Source organism: Lachnotalea glycerini (assembly GCF_003201285.1).
Lineage (GTDB): Bacteria > Bacillota > Clostridia > Lachnospirales > Lachnospiraceae > Lachnotalea > Lachnotalea glycerini.
In genome coordinates this window covers 156283-177575 of record NZ_QICS01000003.1, presented here as the reverse complement: position 1 = coordinate 177575, position 21293 = coordinate 156283, and the positions used below count along the sequence as shown (strand labels likewise).

Here is a 21293-nt window from a genome sequence, read left to right as displayed (position 1 = left end):
AACATAGTTGAATACCTTTATATGACTCTGACGGCTAACTATCAGAGTTATATAAATAAGTATTAGAAAAGATAGAAAAGGCACTTTATTCTCTTCTAGTAAAACCAAGCCGTAGGAAGATAAAACAAGTAGGGAGCTGTAAAGACGGCAAGTGCTAATGATATCTTTTTTTTCTGATAGTCACCAAGATTTGACTTTTTGAAACATATTTTATAATTAAACAAATAAATAAAAAATGCCGTTATGACTATACTAATTGTTACCCATAATAAAGCAAAAATACTTTTGAATGGATCATAACTGACCGCTGAAGAAATATTATCATACCACCACTTGCCAAAGGGAGTTTCGTAATTAAAATCGATTAAAATAGCACTAAACATTAATAGTGTACCAATAAAATCCGCAATAAAACCAAATATCCAGACTTTTAGTATAACAGACTTTACATTTTTTTTCATATTTTGAATTTTCAAATGTTTCATAGTTAACATAACAACAGTCATATCTATTATAAAATTCAAAGGCAGTACTACAACCCAAGTAGTGGGGATCAGCCATAAAATCCATATTGGAAAAATTAAGTTGTATAATTTAACATGGTTCTCTTTCATCTCATACCTCCCAAATACATTCCTATTTGATTTCCATTGTAACCGCTAAGAACTTTGAGTGTCAAGAAAGAAAAATTTATGAATCATTAAAAACTGATTGACAAAAAGCTCATACTGTATATAATTAAATATATACAGTATGAGCTTTTTAGGAATACATGGAGGTAAAATTTGAAAATATTAGTATCAAATCAATCTGAGTTACCAATATATGCTCAAATAAAAGAACAAATAAAAGAACAGATCTTAAATGGGCAGATATTAGAAGGAACGGTATTACCCTCAATTCGTATGCTTGCGAAAGAAATTGGAGTCAGTGTAATAACGACTACCCGAGCATATAACGATTTAGAAAAGGAAGGATATATTTCTTCTATGCAGGGAAAAGGAAGTATTGTTTTATCCAAAGAAAATAAAATTTTAAAGGAACAATATCTTGTGCGCATCGAGCAAGGATTATTCACTGCTGTTGAAACTGCGAAAAGAATAGAAATGACGGAAGCACAAGTACATAATTTGATATCACAAATATGGAAAGGAATGATGGAAGAATGAATTTATTGGAAGTAAAAGGTTTGTATAAGAGTTATTCAGGTTTTCAGCTTCATGATATAACATTTTCCTTGCCGAAAGGTTATATCATGGGATATATAGGACAAAATGGAGCAGGTAAGACCACCACGATTAATTTAATTACACAATTATCAAATGCAGATAAGGGGGAAGTTAGAATAGATGGAATGACTTATGCTCAAAATCCCATTTCTTATAAAGAAATGATTGGCTATGTAGGAGATGAATTTTATTTTCCGAAGGAATTTAAGCTAAAAGATATCAGACTCATCATGACGAAATTCTTTTCAACCTTTCAAGTCGATAAATTCAACCAATTAGTAGAGGAATGGAAACTTCCGGAAAAGAAGAAAATTGCAGAATATTCAAGAGGTATGAAAGTGAAATTAATGTTTGCTTCAGTGTTGTCGAGAGATACGAAATTACTAATATTGGATGAAGCTACAAACGGTTTGGATCCGGTTGTGAGAAATGATGTTTTAAAAATTCTGCAGGCTTATATAGAAGACGGAGAAAAGAGTATTCTGTTTTCTACTCATATATTGAGTGATTTAGAGCAGATTGCGGATTATATTATTTTCATTAATGAGGGCAAGATGCAATTCAAGGCTTCGAAAGAAGAGTTGATTGACCAATATTTGTTAATTAAGGGTGCAGAAAATGAAATAAATCAAAGTTTAAGATCGAAACTGATTGGAAAAATAAACGGAGATTTTGGCTTTGAAGCAATTATATCGGCAGATGATGCAACTGAATTTGGCAGCCGATTCGTTTATGAAAAACCAAGTATTGATCAGATTGTACTTCACATTATTAAGAACGGAGAGATGACTTATGCAGGCAATTAAATTTTCTTTTGTAGATTTTATGAAAAGCAGATTACAGGTTATAATTTTTTTGGTAATGGCTGCGTGGAATCTGTGGCTTATGAAAATTTCAGATAGTTCATTAAGTGTTATTTATTATATATATTTTTTCGCTGTTGTAATTTCAATACAGCCGTTTGTACAGGAACAAACAGCAGAAGTTGGCTTTGTCAATATGCTCCCGGGTTCCAAGAAGAATCGAGTTGTTGGCCGTTATTTTTATGGTTTTATGTTACAAATAGCAGCCTTTATCTTAAGCTGGATTGATTTAGGTATCTATTCAATATTTTTTCAAAAAATTCCAAGGCTTGCAATAGTTGCTACTTTAGGCTGCTTGGGCATTGGTTTGATTTTTTATTCCATTCAGTATACTATCTTTTATATGTTAGGTAAAATAAAAAGTCAGCAGTTAGCAGGGATTATTATGATGACGCCAGGTTTTATTATGCTTTTTGGATTAAGTTATTTCTTAAAGATGATTAATCAATATACAGAACTAGATATGCAATGGTTTGCAAACCATTCCTTACTGGGTAGCACTGCCATACTATTTAGCGGAAGTATTATATGCATAGTTAGTATGACCATTTCTGCTTTCATTGTAGAGAAAAAGGACACTATCTGAAATCAAAATAAGCAATTCAATAGGCAGTAAAGTGGTTGCATCATAAATTTATTCATTTTATAAAATATTGCCCGGGAATTTTTTGAATTTATCCCATTATAATTGACAAATTGACTCCAAATGTGTTAGTTTATATGAGTACTTTATTATGGCAGCGTAATAACATGTTACCATATAAAACAGGAGGAGATATTGTATGAAGAAAATAGTAGCAGTTATACTATCAGTGGGAATGATATTTTCCATGACTGCATGTGGAAATAGCAGCAAAGAAACAAAGGACAGTGCAAGCAGTAATACCCTGACTGTGGGATTTGATCAGGATTTTCCACCATTTGGTTACGTTGGTGATGACGGAGAATTTACAGGCTTTGATATAGAATTAGCAACCGAATGTGCGAAGCGTATGGGAAAAGAAATTTCGCTTCAGCCAATTGATTGGGATGCAAAGGATATGGAACTGGAGTCAGGTACCATTGATTGTATCTGGAATGGTTTCACAATTAACGGGAGAGAGGATGACTATACCTGGAGTAAACCCTATATGGATAATTCTCAGGTATTTATAGTAAAGGCAGATTCAGGAATCACATCATTTGCAGATTTAGCAGGCAAGGTGGTTGAGGTACAAAAGGAATCCTCTGCACAAACAGCATTAGAGGATGAAAATCATACTGATTTGCTTGCATCCTTTGGGCAGTTTTTAACAGTAGATCAATACAATACGGCATTTATGGATTTGGAATCGGGAGCTGTAAATGCAATCGGAATTGATATCGGTGTTGCAAAGTATCAGCTACAGGGAAAAGAAGATAAATTTACGGTATTAGAGGAACAAATTTCCAGTGAGCAGTACGGTATAGGTTTCTTAAAGGGGAATGAAGAGTTAAGAGATGAAGTAGAAGCGGCACTAATGGAAATGGTAAAGGATGGAACCTTTGCTAAAATCTCAGACAAGTATTTTGGTTATGATGTATGTATATTAGGAGAGTAGGATAAATGAGCTTATCAGTTATGCTTAGTCAGCTAAGCACCGGAATGGTTACAACTATATTGATATTCGTTATGACTTTAATTTTTTCTCTGCCTTTTGGACTTATTCTATCTTTTGGACGTATGTCAAAACAGTTTCTGCTTCGCAATATAACCAAAATGTATATCTCTATTATGAGAGGAACACCATTAATGCTACAGCTTTTGGTAGTGTATTTTGGACCTTATTACATATTGGGAATTTCAATATCCTCTTCCTACCGTGCTTACGCAGTTATTATTGCTTTTGCGATTAATTATGCCGCTTATTTTGCGGAGATTTTCAGAGGTGGAATTGAATCAATGCCAAACGGACAATATGAAGCAGCAAAGGTTCTTGGATATAATAGGGCGCAGACATTTTTTAAGATTATTTTACCTCAGGTGATAAAAAGAATTCTGCCATCGGTTACTAATGAAGTAATCACATTGGTAAAGGATACCTCTCTTGCTTTTTCAATTGCTTATGCAGAGATGTTTACAATAGCAAAGTCGATTGCAGCCTCGCAAAAGAGCATGGTACCATTTGTTGCGGCAGCGGTATTTTACTATGTCTTTAACTTTGCTGTTGCAGGTCTGATGGAGCTTTGGGAAAAGAAAATGAGTTATTATCGTTAGGAGGGGCACAAAATGAAAAAGTTATTGGAAATGAATCATGTGAAAAAAAGCTTTGATGGAAATGAAGTGCTTAAGGATATTAGCTTGTCAGTTGAAGAAGGAGAGGTGGTATCCATTATTGGTCCATCAGGATCGGGTAAATCGACGCTTCTTCGCTGTGCGACCTTATTAGAGACTATGAATTCCGGTGATTTGATTTATCTAGGAGAAAAAGCAGCAGAAGATGTAGATGGAAAGACCATATATGCCAAGACCAATGACCTAAAGAAGATTCAGCAGTATTTTGGATTGGTGTTTCAGAACTTTAATTTATTTCCACATTATTCTGTTATAAAAAATATTACAGATGCACCAATTCATGTTCAAAAGCGTAACAAAGAAGAAGTATACGACGAGGCGATAAAGCTATTGGATAAAATGGGATTGACTGATCGTGCAGACTATTACCCTTGCCAATTATCAGGAGGGCAACAGCAAAGAGTATCCATAGCAAGAGCTTTAGCGATGAATCCAAAGATTTTATTCTTTGATGAACCCACTTCTGCACTCGATCCCGAGTTGACCGGAGAAATATTAAAGGTAATTAAAGAACTTGCAAAAGAAAAGATGACGATGGTAATAGTGACACATGAAATGAATTTTGCGAAGGATGTTTCAAACCGTATGATTTTTATGGATCAGGGAGTCATTGTAGAGGAAACTACACCAAAGCAGATGTTTCAATCTACCAATCAAAGAACCAAAGAATTCCTGGGTCAGTATCATAACTTGGGATAATAAATAGGATAGCCACATACAACTCATAAGAGTTAGATGTGGTTATTTTTATTACATAGGAGCGTGTCCAGCGAAGCTGGACCACACCAGTCGGTGCAAGTCCGATTATGGTAATCGCCAGTGAGCCATATAGTCAAACTGGAAAACCTCACGTACGGTTTGATGAGGGGAAAGAGGTCTTGCTACCTCTGACCTACTCTACAATATCTCGTTGCGATAATGTATTGATTCCTATGAAATAAAAACACGATGCGCATCTCGCAAAAAGGAATTTAATTGCTTCGCAATCTGCTCAAGCGGGTGAGTGTCTGCGGGCAGACACATTTTAATAAAATATATAATATTTTGTAACGAAAGAAGAAAATAATGCACTAACCTATTGAGGAGGTGAATGAATGGATAAGCAGAAGTTGGAACAAATCTATGAAGAAAATGCTTCTTATGTTTATAAATATCTATTCTGCTTAACCCATGACACTTATTTAGCAGAAGAATTGATGCAGGAAACTTTTTATGAAGCGGCGAAAGGAATCAGTAAATTTAGGGGTGAATGTAAGATTTCCGTATGGCTTTGCAAAATTGGAAAGAGATTATGGTTTAAAGAGCTAAACAGGAGAAAGAAACAATTACTACCTCTAGATGAGATTGAAGAAGTCCGGTCAGAAGAGAATCTAGAATATCAGTATTTAATGAGGTTAGAAAAGGTAGAATTGTTTAAGCTCTTACATCAATTGGACGATATCACCAGAGAAGTGATGTACTTAAGACTTACCGGCGAATTAAGCTTTGCACAGATAGGTGAAATACTGGGTAAAACAGAGAACTGGGCAAGAGTAACTTTTTATAGGGGAAAACAAAAAATAGTGAAAGGATGGAAAGAAGAATGAAACAGGATATTAATTGTGAAGTAGTTAAGGATTTACTCCCTAATTATATAGAAAAATTAACCAGCAGTAAAACAAATGAAATATTAGAGCAACATTTTAAAGAATGCCCATCTTGTGCAAGAGAGCGTGATGAGCTTTTGTCAGAGGTACATGCGGACACAATACCAGATATGCTGGATATGAAGAAATATTTAAGTAAAACAAAACAAATGTATCTGTTAAAGGGCATTTTTTCAGCAATTTTAGGAGTTGGTCTGATCACTTCCCTTATCGTTGATATAGCCATAAATCATAAATTGACTTGGTCTTTTATTGTAGCAATCGCAATCGCTTATGTGGGTGCAGGACTATTAACAGCACAGTTGAGTAGTAGCAGCAAAATGATAAAAGTTATTGCAGTACTTAGTGTATTGCTAATTCCTTTGCTGTATGGGATTGAATATATAGTAAATTCAAACTACGCGGCAAGACCTTTTAACTGGTTTTTAAGTTATGAATTGCCAATTGCTATCATATGGTTAGTGATTTTGTGGGTTGTCATAATAATAAGACATACTGCAAGACTAAGTATATGGAACTTTATAGGAATTACACTTCTGTTAGCATCAGCAGGTTCTTTACTGAATAATAGCATAGCTCTAAAAATGTCAATCTGGAAAGTCTTAACGATAAGGTATAATTGGATCAATGTAGTCATATATATTGCATGCGCTTTTTGCTGCTTCTTGATAGGCTATATCAGAAAGAACAAAGAGATGAAATAGAGGGGAAAAGACGTTTAATACAATTGTTTTTGATGATTGACTTTTAGAAAAGAGCAACGTATAATTTAATTAATGAAACCGATTTCAATAAGAGATCTGAATCACCCTAAGAAGAACCTGTTTTGTAAAAATAGGTCTTGCTAAAAGGCAAAATATGTTGGAAAATGTATTTAGATAATAAGGAATAAAACTATTTCAATAGATTGCTATCTACAAATAAGGAGCAGAAATGGATATTAGAAAACAAGTCACTATATATGATATAGCCAAAGAAGCGGGAGTTTCAGTTTCTACTGTTTCGAGAGTATTGACAAGTAATGCGAATGTGAGCAAGGAAAAAAAAGAAAAAGTAGAACGCCTGATTGAAAAATATGATTATAAACCAAACGCATTAGCAAGAGGCTTAAGTGAAACCAAAAGTAATGTAATTGGTATTATAGCATCAGATATTCGAAATCCATTTTATGCCACTTTATTTGTGGAATGTGAGAAAGCGGCAAATGAATATGGATATCGAGTTGTTTTATGTAATTCACTTAATATAAAGCAACTGGAAGATTTGCAGTTGGAGAATCTTGAAAGTCAGCGAGTGGAGGCCATCGTACAGATTGGCGGACGAGTGGATGAACTGATATCGGACAGCAATTATGTAGAACGTGTAAATCGGATTGCAAATAAAATTCCTATTATCATTACAGGCAAATTAGACGGTGCAGACTGCTATCAGGTCAATCTGGATGAGGGTAAGTCCATGGAAATTATGTTGGAATATCTAATATCAAGTGGTCATAAGGAAATTGCTCTAATCGGAGGAAGCAAAGATGTAAAGAGTACAGTAGAAAAACAATTTCGCTTTAAGCAGGTGCTGAGCCGGTACGGAATCAAATATCGGGAAGAATATATTATTGAAGGCAACAATTACGATGACAGTGGAGGCTACAATGGCATGCAGCAATTGTTTGAGCTTGGTGACTTGCCATCGGCAATCATGGCGATTAACGATTTTACAGCGGTAGGAATTATTCGTGCTATTACGCAAAGAGGTATGTCTATTCCACAGGATATTTCTGTGGTAAGCTTTGATAATACATTTTTATCAGACCTGACGATTCCGCGGTTAACCGGAATCGATTATAACTATGAGAAATTCGGACAGAAGATAATTGAAACTGCTGTAGGTGCAATTAAGGGTGAAGATGTAGCACGAATTAGTCTGATTGAATCAAAACTTGTGATCAAGGAATCTTGTATAAATATTAATCAATAAGATAAAAAAGGAACCGACAAAACGTCTTAAGAATAAAGGCATATTGTATAGGTTCTTTTTTTATTTCATAGCAAAGACCTTACTGTTGTAACGAATAAAAGTTATGATTTCTATGAAATAAAAACACAATGCGCACGAATGCAAGTGGAAAATGTCACTGCGTAACAGCATTCGGCGCGTCAAAGCGGTCAAGTCCCTCATGAGTGAGAGACTAGGGAGCTGATGCGGACTTGTCTGCTTTGTTTAATAAAAAAATGTTTGTTCAAAGATTGTTGAAACCGATTGCTAAAAATTATTGTTATTTCTTAAAATAAGACATTTTTATCGTATAAAATCTAAAAAATAATACTCTTTATAGTTAAAAATTGATATATAAAGATATGAATAGTCAGAATATATATACATAATAAATAAAAAAATTAATATAGTCGTTGACAATACTAGAATTGATGTATATAATATTGATTATGAAATGGGTTTCAAGAATCAATAAATTGTTGAAAATGTATATAATACATATACTTTTACGTTGTTTAGAAAAAAATAAGCATTTTAATAAGAGTTAACCTATCATGCAAGATTATTAAGGTATTTTATAAATTTCAATGAAACCGATTTCAAAAACAAAGAGGTGATTAAAAATGAAAAAATCAAAAAATGGACAAAAACAAGTAATTAAGAAATCACATTGGAAAAAAATAACAGATAGTAAAACGTTACTTCTTATGTGTTTGCCGGCGATTGCATTTTTTATTGTATTTTTCTATTGTCCGTTACCGGGTGCATATATTGCATTTACAAATTTTAACTATAAAGCAGGAATATTTAAAAGTGAGTTTGTTGGTTTTGACAATTTTAAATTCTTGCTCAATTCTGGCAGCTTATGGCTTTTGACTAGAAATACGATTCTATATAATCTGGCTTTTATTATTTTAGGAAACATTTTGCAAATTACGATAGCAATATTGTTGAATGAAATAAAAAATAAAGCATTTCGAAAGGTTTCACAGACAGTTATGTTTTTGCCATACTTCATATCCGCAGTATTAGTAGGTCTGTTGGCCTTTAATATTCTTAATTATGAATTTGGATTCTTAACTACCTTAACCAAATTTTTTGGCAAAAACCCAATCAGCGTTTATCAAACACCTAAGGTATGGCCGGTTATTATTGTTTTAGCTCAGTTATGGCAGCAAACAGGCTATGGATCCATTGTCTATTTTGCAGCTATTTGTGGAATTGATGCAGAAATGATAGAAGCTGCACAGGTAGACGGTGCTAACATTTTGGCTAAAATACGCTACATTATCTTACCAAGCTTAAAGCCAACCATCATTATTTTGTTCCTGTTTGCCATCGGAGGCATAATGAAAGGAAACTTTGGCTTGTTCTATAATCTGGTAGGTTCCTCGAATGCAACACTTTGGCCCTATACAGATATCGTTGAAACCTATGTATATCGAACTTTAATGAATAACTTTAACTTCCCGAATGCATCGGCAGTAGGACTTTATCAATCTTTCTTTGGATTTGTAGTCGTTATGGTTAGCAACTGGATTGTACGTAAGATTGATAAAGATTATGCATTGTTTTAAGGGGGGTATCACAATGAAAATTAAGAATGATAATATAACAATATTAGTACATACAATCGCTTACATACTGATTGGTTTATTTGCATTAGCTTGTCTGCTGCCTTTTCTGTTAATGATATCAGCCTCATTTAGTAATGAGACGATGATTAATCAGACTGGAATCGGGTTGATACCAAAAGGCTTTACAACGTCAGCCTATGCGTTAATTTTTAAAGTACCTAAAATGATAATTGGCTCTTATGTCGTTACGATTACAATGACTGTTTTTGGAACTGCTTTTGGATTATTTATTATTGCAATGACAGGCTACTGTCTGCAACGAAAAGACTTTCCGTTTCGTAATGTTATTTCATTTTTCATCTACTTTACAACATTGTTTTCTGCGGGATTGGCACCTACTTATCTTTGGATTACCAAGTATTTGCACTTAAAAGGAAGCTATCTTTCCGTATTTTTACAATTGCTAATGACACCGTGGCTCATTGTGCTGATGAAGAATTTTGCCAAATCAGTTCCGTTTGAAATAACCGAATCAGGAAAAATAGATGGAGCAGGAGACTTTAAAATATTTACAGCCTTAATATTACCAATGCTAAAACCGGCCTTAGCAACCATCGGCCTGTTTCTTGCACTGGGGTATTGGAACGAGTGGTACAATTCCATGCTATATTTATCCTCCTCTTCCAGTATCAAGTACTATCCGCTTCAGTACTATTTGTATCGAATCATAACACAGGCGGCAGCATTAAAGAACTCACTGGCCGGCTCCAATGTAAATCCCGGTACAATACCGACACAGTCACTTAAAATGGCAACCGCGGTATTGGCTACAGGACCTATTATTTTACTTTATCCATTTGTACAGAAGTATTTTATTTCCGGTATCACAGTGGGAGCAGTGAAAGGGTGATAATTCGTTTTGAATTCACATAAAAACAAGAAAGGATATGGGAAAATATGAAAAAATTAGTAAAAAAGTTATTGGCAGTCATTTTGACTGGCGCAATGCTGCTTAGCTTTGTGGCATGCGGCAGTGAAACAGAAGACACAAGTACAAATCTGAGTACAAATTCATCTACAACAGCACAAACGACTGAAAACAGTGATATTGATACCTCTGAGCATGTAACGGTAAAATTCGTTGTACTTGGAAACCGTCCAACCAATGGAAGATTAGAGGCTATGCTTGAGAAGCTCAATGCTGTGTTAACGGAAAAAGTAAATGCAGAGCTAGACCTTCAATATGTAGAATGGGCTGACTGGCAGACACAGTATAATCTGCTTTTGGCAAGCGGAGATGATTCCATTGATTTGATTACAACCGCAACAGACTGGTTAGATGCTTGGCCAAATGTAAAAAAAGGTTCTTTTATGCCTTTATCAGAAGATATGCTTAAAACTTATGCACCTCAAACCTATGCATCCGTAACCGCAGAAGAATGGGAGAAATGCAGCTACGACGGAGAAATTTATTTGATACCGGAAAATCATTACACACAATATACAAATCATGGTATTATTTACAGAGGTGACTGGGCAAAAGAAGCCAATCTTGCTGCCATTAACAATTTTACTGATTTAGGTAAATATTTTCAGTATGTCAAGGATAATAAAGAGAATGTTATTCCTTGGGATGTGTCAGGTACAGCGGCAAATGGAAATGCATTGGCATCCGGTTACATACAGTCAAATACAGATAATATTCTAATTGAAGGGATTCCAATTGGATTATCCACTTTATTCTACGGAACTTCAAAGGATGATGCTTATACAGTAACTTCCCCTTATATGGTAGGAACTACTTTTGAAGAATTTGCACTTATGATGAAAGAATGGGCTGATGCAGGGTATTGGAGAGAAGACGTACTTAACTACGACGGAGATACCAGAGAATTACTGAAAGCGGGTGCTTCCGGTGCAGAGCAGCATCATACACAGACCTACGTAACAGATGACAGACCCAATATGGATATTAAGCTGCCAGGCTCAGAAGCTCAATTTTATTCTTTTTCAGAGCCAAGCAAGAATTTGGTTAAAACAAGTATTACACATGGATCTTTAGCAGTTGGTGCTAACTCGAAACATGCGCAGAGAGCATTAATGGTATATGATTTATTACGTAATGATGAGGAATGCTACCGCTACATTAATTATGGAATTGAAGGTTCAGATTACATAATCAACGACGCAGGAGAGCTTGACCGGCCAGATGGATGGGATCAGTCAATTGACGCATTAGAGTCTAATTTTTGGTGCGGTCGTAATGATGATTTGGAGTTGGTAAATGCCCGGTATTATAAAGGTTCTGCTGATATGTATTCAAATTATAATACTTATGCAATTGATTATCCATATGGAAAATTTGTATTCGACACAACGAATGTATCAACACAGATAGCAGCCATGGCAGATGTTTGTGCAAGCTATATACCAAGAATTGCATTTGGAAAGGTAGACGATCCAAAGGCTATGGTAGCTGAATTTAGAGAAAAACTAAAAGCTGCTGGTTATGAGGAAGTATTAAACGAAGTGCAGACACAATTAAACGCATCGAAATAAGCAGAATAAAATTGGATTCATAAAGAAAAGACTGGTGCAATAGAGAAACATTTTGTGCCAGTCTTTACTGGTAGAAGATGTCTAAAGAAAATGCTTCCTAATTAAATTTAGAAAAAGGCGGAGGACTAGAATGGTGGCACATAATTTTGAAATAAAAGAAGATTTTTATTTAGACGGAGAGAAAATAAAAATTATATCAGGAGGGATTCATTATTTTCGTGTAGTCCCTGAATATTGGAAAGATCGGCTTGAAAAGCTAAAGTCATTAGGATGTAATACGGTTGAAACATACGTAGCCTGGAATGTACATGAGCCGACTGAGGGAGAGTTTTGCTTTGAAGGTTTCTCTGATTTAAGGCATTTTATAGAACTTGCACAGGAATTAGGGCTTTGGGTTATTGTAAGACCAGCACCTTTTATTTGTGCAGAATGGGAATTTGGCGGTATGCCGGCATGGCTCTTAAACAAAGAAGGGATGCGGCTTCGCACCAATACATTGCCATTTATGGACTGTGTAGATCGATATTATAAGAAATTATTTCAAATTCTGACCCCTTTGCAGGTGAACTATGGTGGTCCTATCATTATGATGCAGATAGAAAATGAATATGGTTACTATGGAGACGATAAAGAATATCTTCTAACATTAAAAGGGCTTATGGAAAAGTATGGAGCAGTTGTCCCCTTTGTAACCTCGGATGGTCCAATGGAACAAACCTTAAGAGATGGTGGTCTGCCGGGTGTCCTGCCAATGGGTAACTTTGGTTCACGAACCACAGAACGATTTGAGGTAATGAAGAAAGTAATTGGAAACAGACCTTTCATGTGCATGGAATTTTGGATCGGGTGGTTTGATGCATGGGAATGCGGCAAGCATAATACCTCAAATCTCAATGAAAATTTAAAGGATTTAGATGATATGCTTTTGCTGGGTCATGTGAATATTTACATGTTTCATGGCGGAACCAATTTCGGCTTTATGAATGGTTCAAATTTCTACGATAAATTAGAGGCAGACGTTACCTCCTATGACTATGATGCGGTTATAACCGAGGATGGACAGTTGACAAAGAAATATTTTGAATTTCAGAAAGTAATTTCAAAGTATACAAAAATACCCAAAGTGAAATTTAGCACTACAATTCAAAGAAAATCGTATGGAGATTTATTTGTAAAAAGAAAAGTAAGCTTATTTTCTGTATTGGAGGATATCAGCAAAAGTATTACACATCCTTGTACGCTATCAATGGAGCAGTTAGGGCAAAACTATGGTTATACCATGTATCGCACCAGCTTACACAGGGGAAAACAGATAGAAAAATGCAGGATATTAGAAGCAGGAGATCGTGCTATTCTATTTTCAAATCAAAAAAAAGTAGGAATACGTTATAATTTAGAACTTGACAAGGAATTTGATTTTGAAGTACAAGAGGATACAGTAACACTAGATATTTTAGTGGAAAATATGGGAAGGGTAAATTACGGTGTACGACTGGAAGAACAGCATAAGGGCATCAGAAAAGGAGTTGCTTTCAATGGAATGCTTCATTCCAACTGGACGCATTATCCGCTTCCGCTTACAAATTTAGAGCAGCTAAATTTTGATAAGGAATATATAGAAAATACACCTGCCTTTTATGAGTTCGAATTTACAGCAGATGAAGCAGGTGACACATTCCTTGAATTAGAAGGGTGGGGAAAGGGCTGCGTATTTGTAAATGAACATAATATTGGGCGATTTTGGGAGAAAGGACCGCAAAGACGTCTCTATATTCCGGCACCATTTATCAAAATCGGAATGAATAAAATAATTGTATTTGAAACGGATGGCATAGTTTTGGATAAAATTTCGTTAAAATCAATTCCTGATTTAGGTTAATAAGAGCCGGCCTAAATAGCATACGAGGGGTGTCGATCAATTCGACACCCCTAACTTTAGTTTAACTTTGGTTTCACAGTGCTATCTTTGGATATGTAGTATAGCAAATGGTAAACGATTGACAATGGAATTAAGAGTGACGATTTGTAAAATAGCAACGGATAACTAAAAAATAGAAAAAAGAACTAAATTGTAGAAAAAAAATGTATACAAACCACTAAAAATATAGTTAACTATTAGTATAGCACAAAGAAAGGTTTGTAAATATGAAATTATCTAAAAAAATAATAAATTTTATTCTTTATTGTATATGTTTTGTTTTCTTATCAGTAATAGCCATACCCTTATTATGTCAGCTACATATACATACGTTTTGGATTTTAATGATTACGATTCTTTTAAACAATTTTATATTAAATCGATTTTTTTTAAAAAGCAAATAGGCTAATATCAATGATGCTGAAAAAAATTTTAAAAATCACTTGACACATTATAAAAATGGTGTTATATAATATATATAACAACTATAACAACAAAAATTTAAATAATTTAGGAGGTATGACCTATGTTACTGGCAAACAGAGTGAATAATTTATTTGATGAAATGTTTAATGATCCATTTTTTTCTTCACCAACGTGGTTTGACCATTCGCAGATGATGAAAACGGATGTACAGGAAAAGGACGGCAATTATCTAATTGATATGGAATTGCCCGGTTATGCCAAAGAGGATATTCAAGCCGAGTTAAAAGATGGTTATCTGACAGTTACAGCTAATCATAATGAAACTAAGGATGAAAAGGATGAGGAAGGCAACTACGTTAGAAGAGAACGCTACAGTGGAAGCTGTAAGAGAAGCTTTTATGTAGGAAATCAAGTAAAGCAAGAGGATATTCAGGCAGCATTTAAGGATGGCATTCTTCGCCTGGCAGTTCCCAAGGAAATTACAGGTATTGAAGAAAAGACGAATTATATAGCGATTGAATAATGAAGTTGTGTCAAATCAACGATAAATTAAATATGTGAATGAAAGCTCCCTTTTAGTAAATAGCATAAGCTGTTTATCTGGAAGGGAGTTTTTGCAAGTGCAGAATTTTTCTCATACTCGTGTAAATAAAAAGAGTTGTACTATTAGTCTTAAGACTCCACCTATTTAGAATTAGCCAGCAATGGAATTAAGTACCTCTTTTGTGCATTGATACAACAGCACTTATGAAGAAGGTTTCCTTTCTTGAAAAAGGAAAAATTGACAGCGCTGGTTGCATTCAAACCATGAATGCAGTAATATTAAATTATTATAATCACTATTTAATGCAAAGTGAAGAGCTAAATAGCAAGGATTTGTATTAGAAAAGAGCTTATGAGGGTAAAAATAAAATAGCAAGTGAAAATTATCGTTGCAGTCTTGCTTGGCGGAAAGTTTTTCATTGCTTTTCAATCAGGAAAAAGCAAAGCGGTTTAATATTCAATTAGAGGAATATCAAAAAAGATTTATAAAGGGGTAATTACATGCAGAAAGCTGGGAAACATAGAATACTTGTCATAGATGATGATGTGCAATTATGTGAACTAATTAGAAAATATCTGGAGTTAAATCAGTATGAGGTTTGTCTTATGCATAATGGTGAGGAGGGGCTTAAGAAGAGTTTAGACAACGATTATCAGCTTGTGGTTCTTGATATTATGCTGCCTGGGAAAAATGGCTTTGAGGTATTAAGTGAACTTAGAAAAGAAAGTAATGTACCTGTGCTTATGCTTACTGCAAAGGATAGTGAGGTTGATAAGGTATCAGGACTACGAATGGGAGCAGATGATTATCTAACAAAGCCCTTTAGTATGAACGAGTTCGTAGCCAGAGTGCAGTCTCTGATCCGAAGATATACTTATCTTGCTTCGCCTGATCAAGACTTTGACAGGCTGGAGTTTGACCGCTTGTCGATTTCCAGAGCAACAAGAGAGGTAATAGTAGAAGACAGGCTCATACAGCTTACGGCAAAGGAGTTTGACCTGCTTTATTTTTTAGCCGAAAATGCAGGCAGGGTATTTACGAAGAAACAAATTTATAATCAGGTATGGAATGAGGAGTATGCTTTTGATGATAATAATATTATGGTGCACATCCGTCGACTTCGTAAGAAAATAGAGCCCGACATAGAAAATCCAGCCTATATACAGACTGTATGGGGAGTCGGATATAAATTTGGAAAAGGAAAGAAGTTATGATTTGGGTATTGGTATTAGTATGTCTGAGCCTTGGACTTTTATTGCATCTTGTTTCAATGCATAAAAAGCAAAAAGAGCTTTTAGAGGCAGTGAAAGGAATGAATCAAAACCATTATCAAAAGCTGTTTGTAAAGGGAAATTGTAACCTTTCTTTAATAGCTCTTGAATTGAATGAGGTAGAGCAACGGCATCAGGAAGCTATCTGCAAGATGAATCGAATGGAACAGGCAAATAAAGAGCTTTTGACAAGTCTTTCCCATGATGTAAGAACGCCTCTAACATCGTTAATGGGATATTTGGAGGCACTTTCGCAAGGCGTTGTGGAGGGGGAAGAAAAGCAGAGATATATTCAGATTGCCAGAAAGAAGTCATGTGATATTAAGGAGCTTGTAGATATTTTATTTGATTGGTTTAAAATTAGTTCAAATGAAATGAAGCTTTACTATGAAAGCATCGATGTTTGTGAACTGACAAGACAAATTCTTATTACATGGCTGCCAATACTGGAAAAGAGTGAGATTTGTTGTGAGACATCTATCTTAGATCAGGAGTATTTTGTCACTATTGATCAAGGAGCTTATACAAGAATTGTAAATAATATTTTTCAAAATATTGTAGAGCATAGTGAGTGCCGTAGGATGCAGCTTAGCATTGAGCAGCAGGAGAACCAGATTGCTATTATATTTGAAGATGATGGAATTGGCATACCAAGTGAACAATTAGAGCATGTATTCGAGCGTTTATATAAGGGAAACAGTGCAAGAAGCCAAAAAAGCAGTGGACTTGGATTATGTATTGCAAAGCAGTTAACCGAAATGATGTTAGGTAGTATAATAGTCAGGAGTATTCAAGGTCAATCAACGGTATTTACAGTAACATTTCCACGTTCCATTGAATGATACTAATTGAACTTGAATGGACATAGAGAATTTCAATTAATATGTGAAATTAGAAAGGGGTTTTGAATGAAAAAAGAGTTTAATCTGGAACAATATATGACGAAAGGGGTGGAGAACATTGTAAAAGGTGCACTAAAAGCATCTTTCTCAAATCCCAGAGAAAGTATTTTTATGGCTAAATATGCCATAGCCAGTAAAAAATCTTCTGAGCTTAGGAGAAAGTCAGAAAAACGGGGAGAGCATGTACCTCCATTCTTGATTGCCAGTATTACCAGTCAGTGTAATCTTCATTGTGCAGGCTGCTACGCCAGAGCAAATCACGCATGTCATGATGAAAAGGTAATATCGCAGTTATCGAATCAAGAGTGGCTTTCCATTTTTCATGAAGCGAAGAATATGGGAATTGGATTTATTCTGTTAGCAGGCGGAGAACCTTTGATAAGAAAAGATGTATTAGATGCAGCAGCAACAGTCTCAGAGATTTTATTTCCTATTTTTACAAATGGTACTTTAATTCAAGATACTTACATAGAACTTTTTGATAAGAATAGAAATTTACTTCCTGTATTAAGCATTGAGGGAAAAGAAGAAGAAACAGATAAAAGAAGGGGAAATGGAGTATTTCAGAACCTCGTAAATACGATGCAGCTATTAAAGGATAACGGCATTTTATTTGGAGCTTCCGTTACGGTAACTACTGCTAATTTAAAAGAGGTGACTTCTAAGGACTTTCTGGATTATCTTTATGAACTGGGATGCAAGGTGGTTATTTATGTAGAGTTTGTACCGGTAACAAACGAAGCGAAAGAATTAGCACCAGGCGATGAGGAAAGAGAATATTTAAGAAAGATTTTGTGTGAAATCAGAGAAAATTATGAGGATATGGTATTTGTATCATTTCCGGGAGATGAGAAAACATCAGGAGGATGTTTGGCAGCCGGAAGAGGTTTTTTTCATATTAGCTCAAATGGTAGTGCCGAGCCTTGTCCATTTTCGCCATATTCGGATATCAACGTTAAAGATACTTCGCTAAGAGAAGCTATGAACTCAAGATTGTTTCGACGCTTACAGGAAGAAGATGTACTGCTTGAGGAGCATGCAGGAGGCTGCGTATTGTTTGAACGAAAAGAAACGGTAGAAAAGTTGTTGTCATAAGATCGGTAATAGATAGGATTAATAAAGTTATTGGAGAGGACTAAATATCTAACGAGGAATTTTGGGTATTTGGTCTTTTTATGTATTAGAATATATTTTGAATTTTTACTAAAAGAATTAATACGTTGAAATAGCAAGTTGCGAGTGGTTTTTCGTGATGCAAATTAAGTTCTTAAGTAAGAAAAAAGTAAGATTTGAGTAAGTGTTGTGTCAGTATGGCAGACTATAATAGATTTTGGAGGTGATGAAGTAATGCAGGATACAGATTATGTAATCGAAATGAGAAAATTGACAAAGAAGTATAAAGAAAGGTTTGCTGTCAAAGAATTAGATATTAAAGTACCACGAGGTAAAATCTATGGTTTATTGGGAAGAAATGGTGCAGGGAAGACTACTATTATGAGAATGATGCTCAATTTGGCAGTACCTACAGAGGGCGAGATTTTGCTGTTTGGAGAATCCATTCACAAAAATAAGTATAAAATGTATCATAAAGTAGGATCACTGATTGAAGCACCGGGATTTTATGGAAATCTGACAGGGGAGCAAAATCTTAAGATTTTGGCAAAGCTTCGTGGTACACATAAAAAAGAAAGTATGAAAGATGCACTTGAAATTGTAGGGCTTGAAAAGGAGTCAAACAAAATATTTGCTGATTATTCACTTGGAATGAAGCAACGTCTTGGTATTGCAGCAGCTATCATGCATGAGCCAAAGCTACTTATTCTGGATGAACCTATTAATGGACTTGATCCGGTTGGCATCGTGCTGATTAGAAATTATCTGGAAAGGCTGTGCCATGAAACAGGAACGACTATTTTTATTTCCAGTCATATTATAAGTGAAATAGAGCAGATAGCCGATGTCATCGGAATACTTCATGATGGTGAAATGGTAGAAGAAGCAACGATGGAGACACTTCACAAAAGAAATCGGCAGTACGTTGAATTTGTGGTTTCAGATTCTTATAAGGCGTGTCTTATTTTAGAAGAAATATTTCATATAAAGGACTATTGTGTCAATGGCCAAAACAGCATTCAACTTTTTCAGTCTTTTGAAATTCGAGCAGATATCAATCAAGTTTTTGTAGAAAATGAAATCAAAGTTTTTTCCATACATTTAAGTGAACAAAAACTAGAGGATTACTTTAAGGACTTAATTGGAGGTGAAAAGATTGGTTAGTTTATTACAGTGTGAATGGATGAAGTTAAAAAATTCTAAAATGTTGCTTGTTAGTGTATTGGGAGCGATGGTTACTCCTTTTATGCTTTTTGTAGAAATATTAAAGGAAAGCTCGGATAAACCAGACTTTCAATTTACGTACTACACTTTATTTTCTCATTCAAATTTTTATATGATTTTGATTTTTGGACTAGTAGTATATACCGTATTTACGGCATTCTTGTACAGCCGTGAATACACCGAGAACACACTTAAAATGATACTTACAATTCCTGTGTCAAGGCATGCCTTGTTAATTAGTAAGTTTATAGTTCTCCTAATTTGGTGTGTGCTTTTGTCTGTTTTGTCGTGGATTTTTTGTCTTATTATAAGCTGCATATGCGGTGCAGCAGGCTTTAGTATTGTGGTTTTAGCAAAGAGCCTATGGGAAAATATATATGCTACAACCATACTGGTATTTACATTAACCCCTCTTATTTATCTTAGCATCCTTACAAAAGGAATTGTAGTACCGGTTATTACATCTGCAACTATATTAATGGTGAATGCAGCATTATCAAATGAAAGCTATGCCTCCTTGTTTCCTTGGTCGGCGTCTTATCTGCTTGCAACGAAAGGTCTAGACCCAGCATATCCAAAGGAAATTGTGATTGCTATTCTCATTTTTACTTCGGTTGCTGGTATGGTGCTTAGCTTTTGGTATTTTGAAAAAAACGATGTAAAGTAGGAGGATTGATTGATGTTAGAAATAATAAAAGCCCTTATTTTTGGTATTGTTGAGGGGATATCAGAGTGGCTGCCTATTAGCAGTACAGGGCATATGATTTTACTGAATGAGATTTCCCCCCTTTTGGTAAGCAAAGAGTATTTGGATATGTTTTTAGTGGTAATTCAATTGGGGGCAATAATGGCGGTAGTGCTGTTATTCTGGAAGAAAATATTTCCTTTTTCTTTTCATGAAAAGGGTTTTATACAAAAAGATATATTCCTAATGTGGTTTAAAATAGTAACAGCCTGTATCCCTGCTGTTTTTGTTGAGCTTTTTTGGGGAGATAAAATAGAAGCATTATTTTATAATTATAAGGTAGTGGCATTTATGCTGATTTTGGTTGGAGCGTTATTTATTGTTGTTGAGCAATGGAATAAGAATCGAATTAGCAAAGTGAACACAATACAAGAGATTACTTATCAAACTGCGTTTTATATTGGAATCTTTCAGGTGGTTGCAGCAGTTTTTCCAGGGACCTCAAGGTCAGGGGCTACAATAATTGGAGCCTTGCTGCTTGGAGTTTCAAGAAGCGTAATAACAGAATTTACATTTTATTTAGCCATTCCGGCAATGTTTGGAGCTAGCTTTATGAAGCTGCTTGACTTTGGCTTCCACTTTCAAAAAAATGAATTACTCATATTGTTGGCAGCTATGGTAACAGCATTTTTGGTATCAATTTTAGTCATACAATTTTTACTGAGTTATATTAAAAAACATGATTTTAAAGCCTTTGGCTGGTATCGAATTGTATTGGGAATTTTTGTATTTATTTATTTTGGATTTACGAGTTAGAGCGAATACTTAAAATAGATTACTTATTTCTATCATAATAATAAATTTTTTAAATTATTCCAAAATATGTTTGATTAAATATAAAGTAGATAGGCTCGCTTTATTTTTGAATTATAATAGTATTACATCTAGCTGCTAATTATGATATAATTCATTAAAACATTAAAAATTGAATTTAATTCATAAATAATGTAATATTTTGAGTAATAATAAGATT

General features: G+C 34.7%; 21 protein-coding genes. 20 read left to right on the top strand and 1 reads right to left on the bottom strand.

From position 1 onward, the window contains the following. Window positions 1-95: 95 nt before the first annotated feature. Window positions 96-614 carry a hypothetical protein gene (locus C8E03_RS08245; protein ID WP_094376935.1) on the bottom strand — a complete coding sequence of 173 codons (519 nt, stop codon included), beginning with the start codon at window positions 612-614 and terminating at the stop codon, window positions 96-98. Window positions 615-785: 171 nt separating this feature from the next. Between C8E03_RS08245 and C8E03_RS08240 the strand changes: the two genes are divergently transcribed. The 20 genes from C8E03_RS08240 (at window position 786) to C8E03_RS08145 (ending at window position 21076) form a co-directional block, all read left to right on the top strand. Then, window positions 786-1169: a GntR family transcriptional regulator gene (locus C8E03_RS08240; protein WP_110290773.1), complete on the top strand. Its 384-nt coding sequence runs from the start codon at window positions 786-788 to the stop codon at window positions 1167-1169. Continuing rightward, the gene (locus C8E03_RS08235) at window positions 1166-2035 is read left to right on the top strand and encodes an ABC transporter ATP-binding protein (protein WP_094376933.1); all 870 of its coding nucleotides are present in this window, start codon (window positions 1166-1168) and stop codon (window positions 2033-2035) included. The genes C8E03_RS08240 and C8E03_RS08235 overlap by 4 nt, the downstream gene beginning before the upstream one ends. Next, entirely contained in the window at window positions 2022-2678 is a 657-nt protein-coding gene (locus tag C8E03_RS08230; protein ID WP_110290772.1) for an ABC-2 transporter permease, read from the top strand. The genes C8E03_RS08235 and C8E03_RS08230 overlap by 14 nt, the downstream gene beginning before the upstream one ends. Before the next feature lie 196 nt (window positions 2679-2874). Further along, a complete protein-coding gene (locus C8E03_RS08225) occupies window positions 2875-3672 on the top strand; it encodes an amino acid ABC transporter substrate-binding protein (RefSeq protein ID WP_094376931.1) in 798 nt (265 codons plus the stop codon). A 5-nt stretch (window positions 3673-3677) separates the two neighbouring features. Further along, entirely contained in the window at window positions 3678-4328 is a 651-nt protein-coding gene (locus tag C8E03_RS08220) for an amino acid ABC transporter permease (protein ID WP_094376930.1), read from the top strand. Window positions 4329-4340: 12 nt separating this feature from the next. Then, window positions 4341-5105 (top strand): amino acid ABC transporter ATP-binding protein, encoded by a 765-nt coding sequence (locus C8E03_RS08215; protein WP_094376929.1) that lies wholly within the window; start codon window positions 4341-4343, stop codon window positions 5103-5105. A gap of 395 nt (window positions 5106-5500) precedes the next feature. After that, complete coding sequence (locus C8E03_RS08210) at window positions 5501-5992, top strand: RNA polymerase sigma factor (protein ID WP_094376928.1); 492 nt, start codon at window positions 5501-5503, stop codon at window positions 5990-5992. Further along, window positions 5989-6756, top strand: coding sequence for a zf-HC2 domain-containing protein (locus tag C8E03_RS08205; protein WP_242993449.1), 768 nt, complete (start codon window positions 5989-5991; stop codon window positions 6754-6756). The genes C8E03_RS08210 and C8E03_RS08205 overlap by 4 nt, the downstream gene beginning before the upstream one ends. Window positions 6757-6985: 229 nt before the next feature. Beyond that, window positions 6986-8023 (top strand): LacI family DNA-binding transcriptional regulator, encoded by a 1038-nt coding sequence (locus tag C8E03_RS08200; RefSeq protein ID WP_094376926.1) that lies wholly within the window; start codon window positions 6986-6988, stop codon window positions 8021-8023. A 641-nt stretch (window positions 8024-8664) separates the two neighbouring features. Beyond that, window positions 8665-9618, top strand: a complete 954-nt coding sequence (locus C8E03_RS08195; RefSeq protein ID WP_094377037.1) for an ABC transporter permease — start codon at window positions 8665-8667, stop codon at window positions 9616-9618. A gap of 13 nt (window positions 9619-9631) precedes the next feature. Continuing rightward, on the top strand, window positions 9632-10528 hold the full coding sequence (locus C8E03_RS08190) for a carbohydrate ABC transporter permease (RefSeq protein ID WP_094377036.1): 897 nt from the start codon (window positions 9632-9634) through the stop codon (window positions 10526-10528). A 47-nt stretch (window positions 10529-10575) separates the two neighbouring features. Next, a complete protein-coding gene (locus C8E03_RS08185) occupies window positions 10576-12177 on the top strand; it encodes an ABC transporter substrate-binding protein (RefSeq protein ID WP_110290771.1) in 1602 nt (533 codons plus the stop codon). 130 nt (window positions 12178-12307) lie between these two features. After that, on the top strand, window positions 12308-14056 hold the full coding sequence (locus C8E03_RS08180; protein ID WP_110290770.1) for a glycoside hydrolase family 35 protein: 1749 nt from the start codon (window positions 12308-12310) through the stop codon (window positions 14054-14056). 565 nt (window positions 14057-14621) lie between these two features. Beyond that, window positions 14622-15044, top strand: a complete 423-nt coding sequence (locus C8E03_RS08175) for an Hsp20/alpha crystallin family protein (RefSeq protein WP_094377033.1) — start codon at window positions 14622-14624, stop codon at window positions 15042-15044. Between the two features lie 521 nt (window positions 15045-15565). After that, entirely contained in the window at window positions 15566-16279 is a 714-nt protein-coding gene (locus tag C8E03_RS08170; protein WP_094377032.1) for a response regulator transcription factor, read from the top strand. Next, complete coding sequence (locus C8E03_RS08165) at window positions 16276-17178, top strand: sensor histidine kinase (RefSeq protein WP_110290769.1); 903 nt, start codon at window positions 16276-16278, stop codon at window positions 17176-17178. The genes C8E03_RS08170 and C8E03_RS08165 overlap by 4 nt, the downstream gene beginning before the upstream one ends. 66 nt (window positions 17179-17244) lie before the next feature. Further along, the gene (locus tag C8E03_RS08160) at window positions 17245-18333 is read left to right on the top strand and encodes a radical SAM protein (RefSeq protein ID WP_094377030.1); all 1089 of its coding nucleotides are present in this window, start codon (window positions 17245-17247) and stop codon (window positions 18331-18333) included. A 207-nt stretch (window positions 18334-18540) separates the two neighbouring features. Then, window positions 18541-19515, top strand: coding sequence for an ABC transporter ATP-binding protein (locus tag C8E03_RS08155; protein ID WP_456298597.1), 975 nt, complete (start codon window positions 18541-18543; stop codon window positions 19513-19515). After that, on the top strand, window positions 19508-20242 hold the full coding sequence (locus C8E03_RS08150; protein WP_094377028.1) for an ABC transporter permease: 735 nt from the start codon (window positions 19508-19510) through the stop codon (window positions 20240-20242). Before C8E03_RS08155 ends, C8E03_RS08150 begins: the two co-directional genes overlap by 8 nt. Before the next feature lie 12 nt (window positions 20243-20254). After that, window positions 20255-21076: an undecaprenyl-diphosphate phosphatase gene (locus C8E03_RS08145; RefSeq protein ID WP_110290768.1), complete on the top strand. Its 822-nt coding sequence runs from the start codon at window positions 20255-20257 to the stop codon at window positions 21074-21076. The last annotated feature ends 217 nt before the right edge of the window (window positions 21077-21293 follow it).

What these genes read in the sequence shown, in the direction of transcription:
- C8E03_RS08245 (WP_094376935.1), bottom strand. Translation starts at nt 614, where the DNA reads ATGAAAGAGAACCATGTTAAATTATACAACTTAATTTTTCCAATATGG.
- C8E03_RS08235 (WP_094376933.1), top strand. Translation starts at nt 1,166, where the DNA reads ATGAATTTATTGGAAGTAAAAGGTTTGTATAAGAGTTATTCAGGTTTT.
- C8E03_RS08230 (WP_110290772.1), top strand. Translation starts at nt 2,022, where the DNA reads ATGCAGGCAATTAAATTTTCTTTTGTAGATTTTATGAAAAGCAGATTA.
- C8E03_RS08225 (WP_094376931.1), top strand. Translation starts at nt 2,875, where the DNA reads ATGAAGAAAATAGTAGCAGTTATACTATCAGTGGGAATGATATTTTCC.
- C8E03_RS08220 (WP_094376930.1), top strand. Translation starts at nt 3,678, where the DNA reads ATGAGCTTATCAGTTATGCTTAGTCAGCTAAGCACCGGAATGGTTACA.
- C8E03_RS08215 (WP_094376929.1), top strand. Translation starts at nt 4,341, where the DNA reads ATGAAAAAGTTATTGGAAATGAATCATGTGAAAAAAAGCTTTGATGGA.
- C8E03_RS08210 (WP_094376928.1), top strand. Translation starts at nt 5,501, where the DNA reads ATGGATAAGCAGAAGTTGGAACAAATCTATGAAGAAAATGCTTCTTAT.
- C8E03_RS08205 (WP_242993449.1), top strand. Translation starts at nt 5,989, where the DNA reads ATGAAACAGGATATTAATTGTGAAGTAGTTAAGGATTTACTCCCTAAT.
- C8E03_RS08200 (WP_094376926.1), top strand. Translation starts at nt 6,986, where the DNA reads ATGGATATTAGAAAACAAGTCACTATATATGATATAGCCAAAGAAGCG.
- C8E03_RS08195 (WP_094377037.1), top strand. Translation starts at nt 8,665, where the DNA reads ATGAAAAAATCAAAAAATGGACAAAAACAAGTAATTAAGAAATCACAT.
- C8E03_RS08190 (WP_094377036.1), top strand. Translation starts at nt 9,632, where the DNA reads ATGAAAATTAAGAATGATAATATAACAATATTAGTACATACAATCGCT.
- C8E03_RS08185 (WP_110290771.1), top strand. Translation starts at nt 10,576, where the DNA reads ATGAAAAAATTAGTAAAAAAGTTATTGGCAGTCATTTTGACTGGCGCA.
- C8E03_RS08180 (WP_110290770.1), top strand. Translation starts at nt 12,308, where the DNA reads ATGGTGGCACATAATTTTGAAATAAAAGAAGATTTTTATTTAGACGGA.
- C8E03_RS08175 (WP_094377033.1), top strand. Translation starts at nt 14,622, where the DNA reads ATGTTACTGGCAAACAGAGTGAATAATTTATTTGATGAAATGTTTAAT.
- C8E03_RS08170 (WP_094377032.1), top strand. Translation starts at nt 15,566, where the DNA reads ATGCAGAAAGCTGGGAAACATAGAATACTTGTCATAGATGATGATGTG.
- C8E03_RS08165 (WP_110290769.1), top strand. Translation starts at nt 16,276, where the DNA reads ATGATTTGGGTATTGGTATTAGTATGTCTGAGCCTTGGACTTTTATTG.
- C8E03_RS08160 (WP_094377030.1), top strand. Translation starts at nt 17,245, where the DNA reads ATGAAAAAAGAGTTTAATCTGGAACAATATATGACGAAAGGGGTGGAG.
- C8E03_RS08145 (WP_110290768.1), top strand. Translation starts at nt 20,255, where the DNA reads ATGTTAGAAATAATAAAAGCCCTTATTTTTGGTATTGTTGAGGGGATA.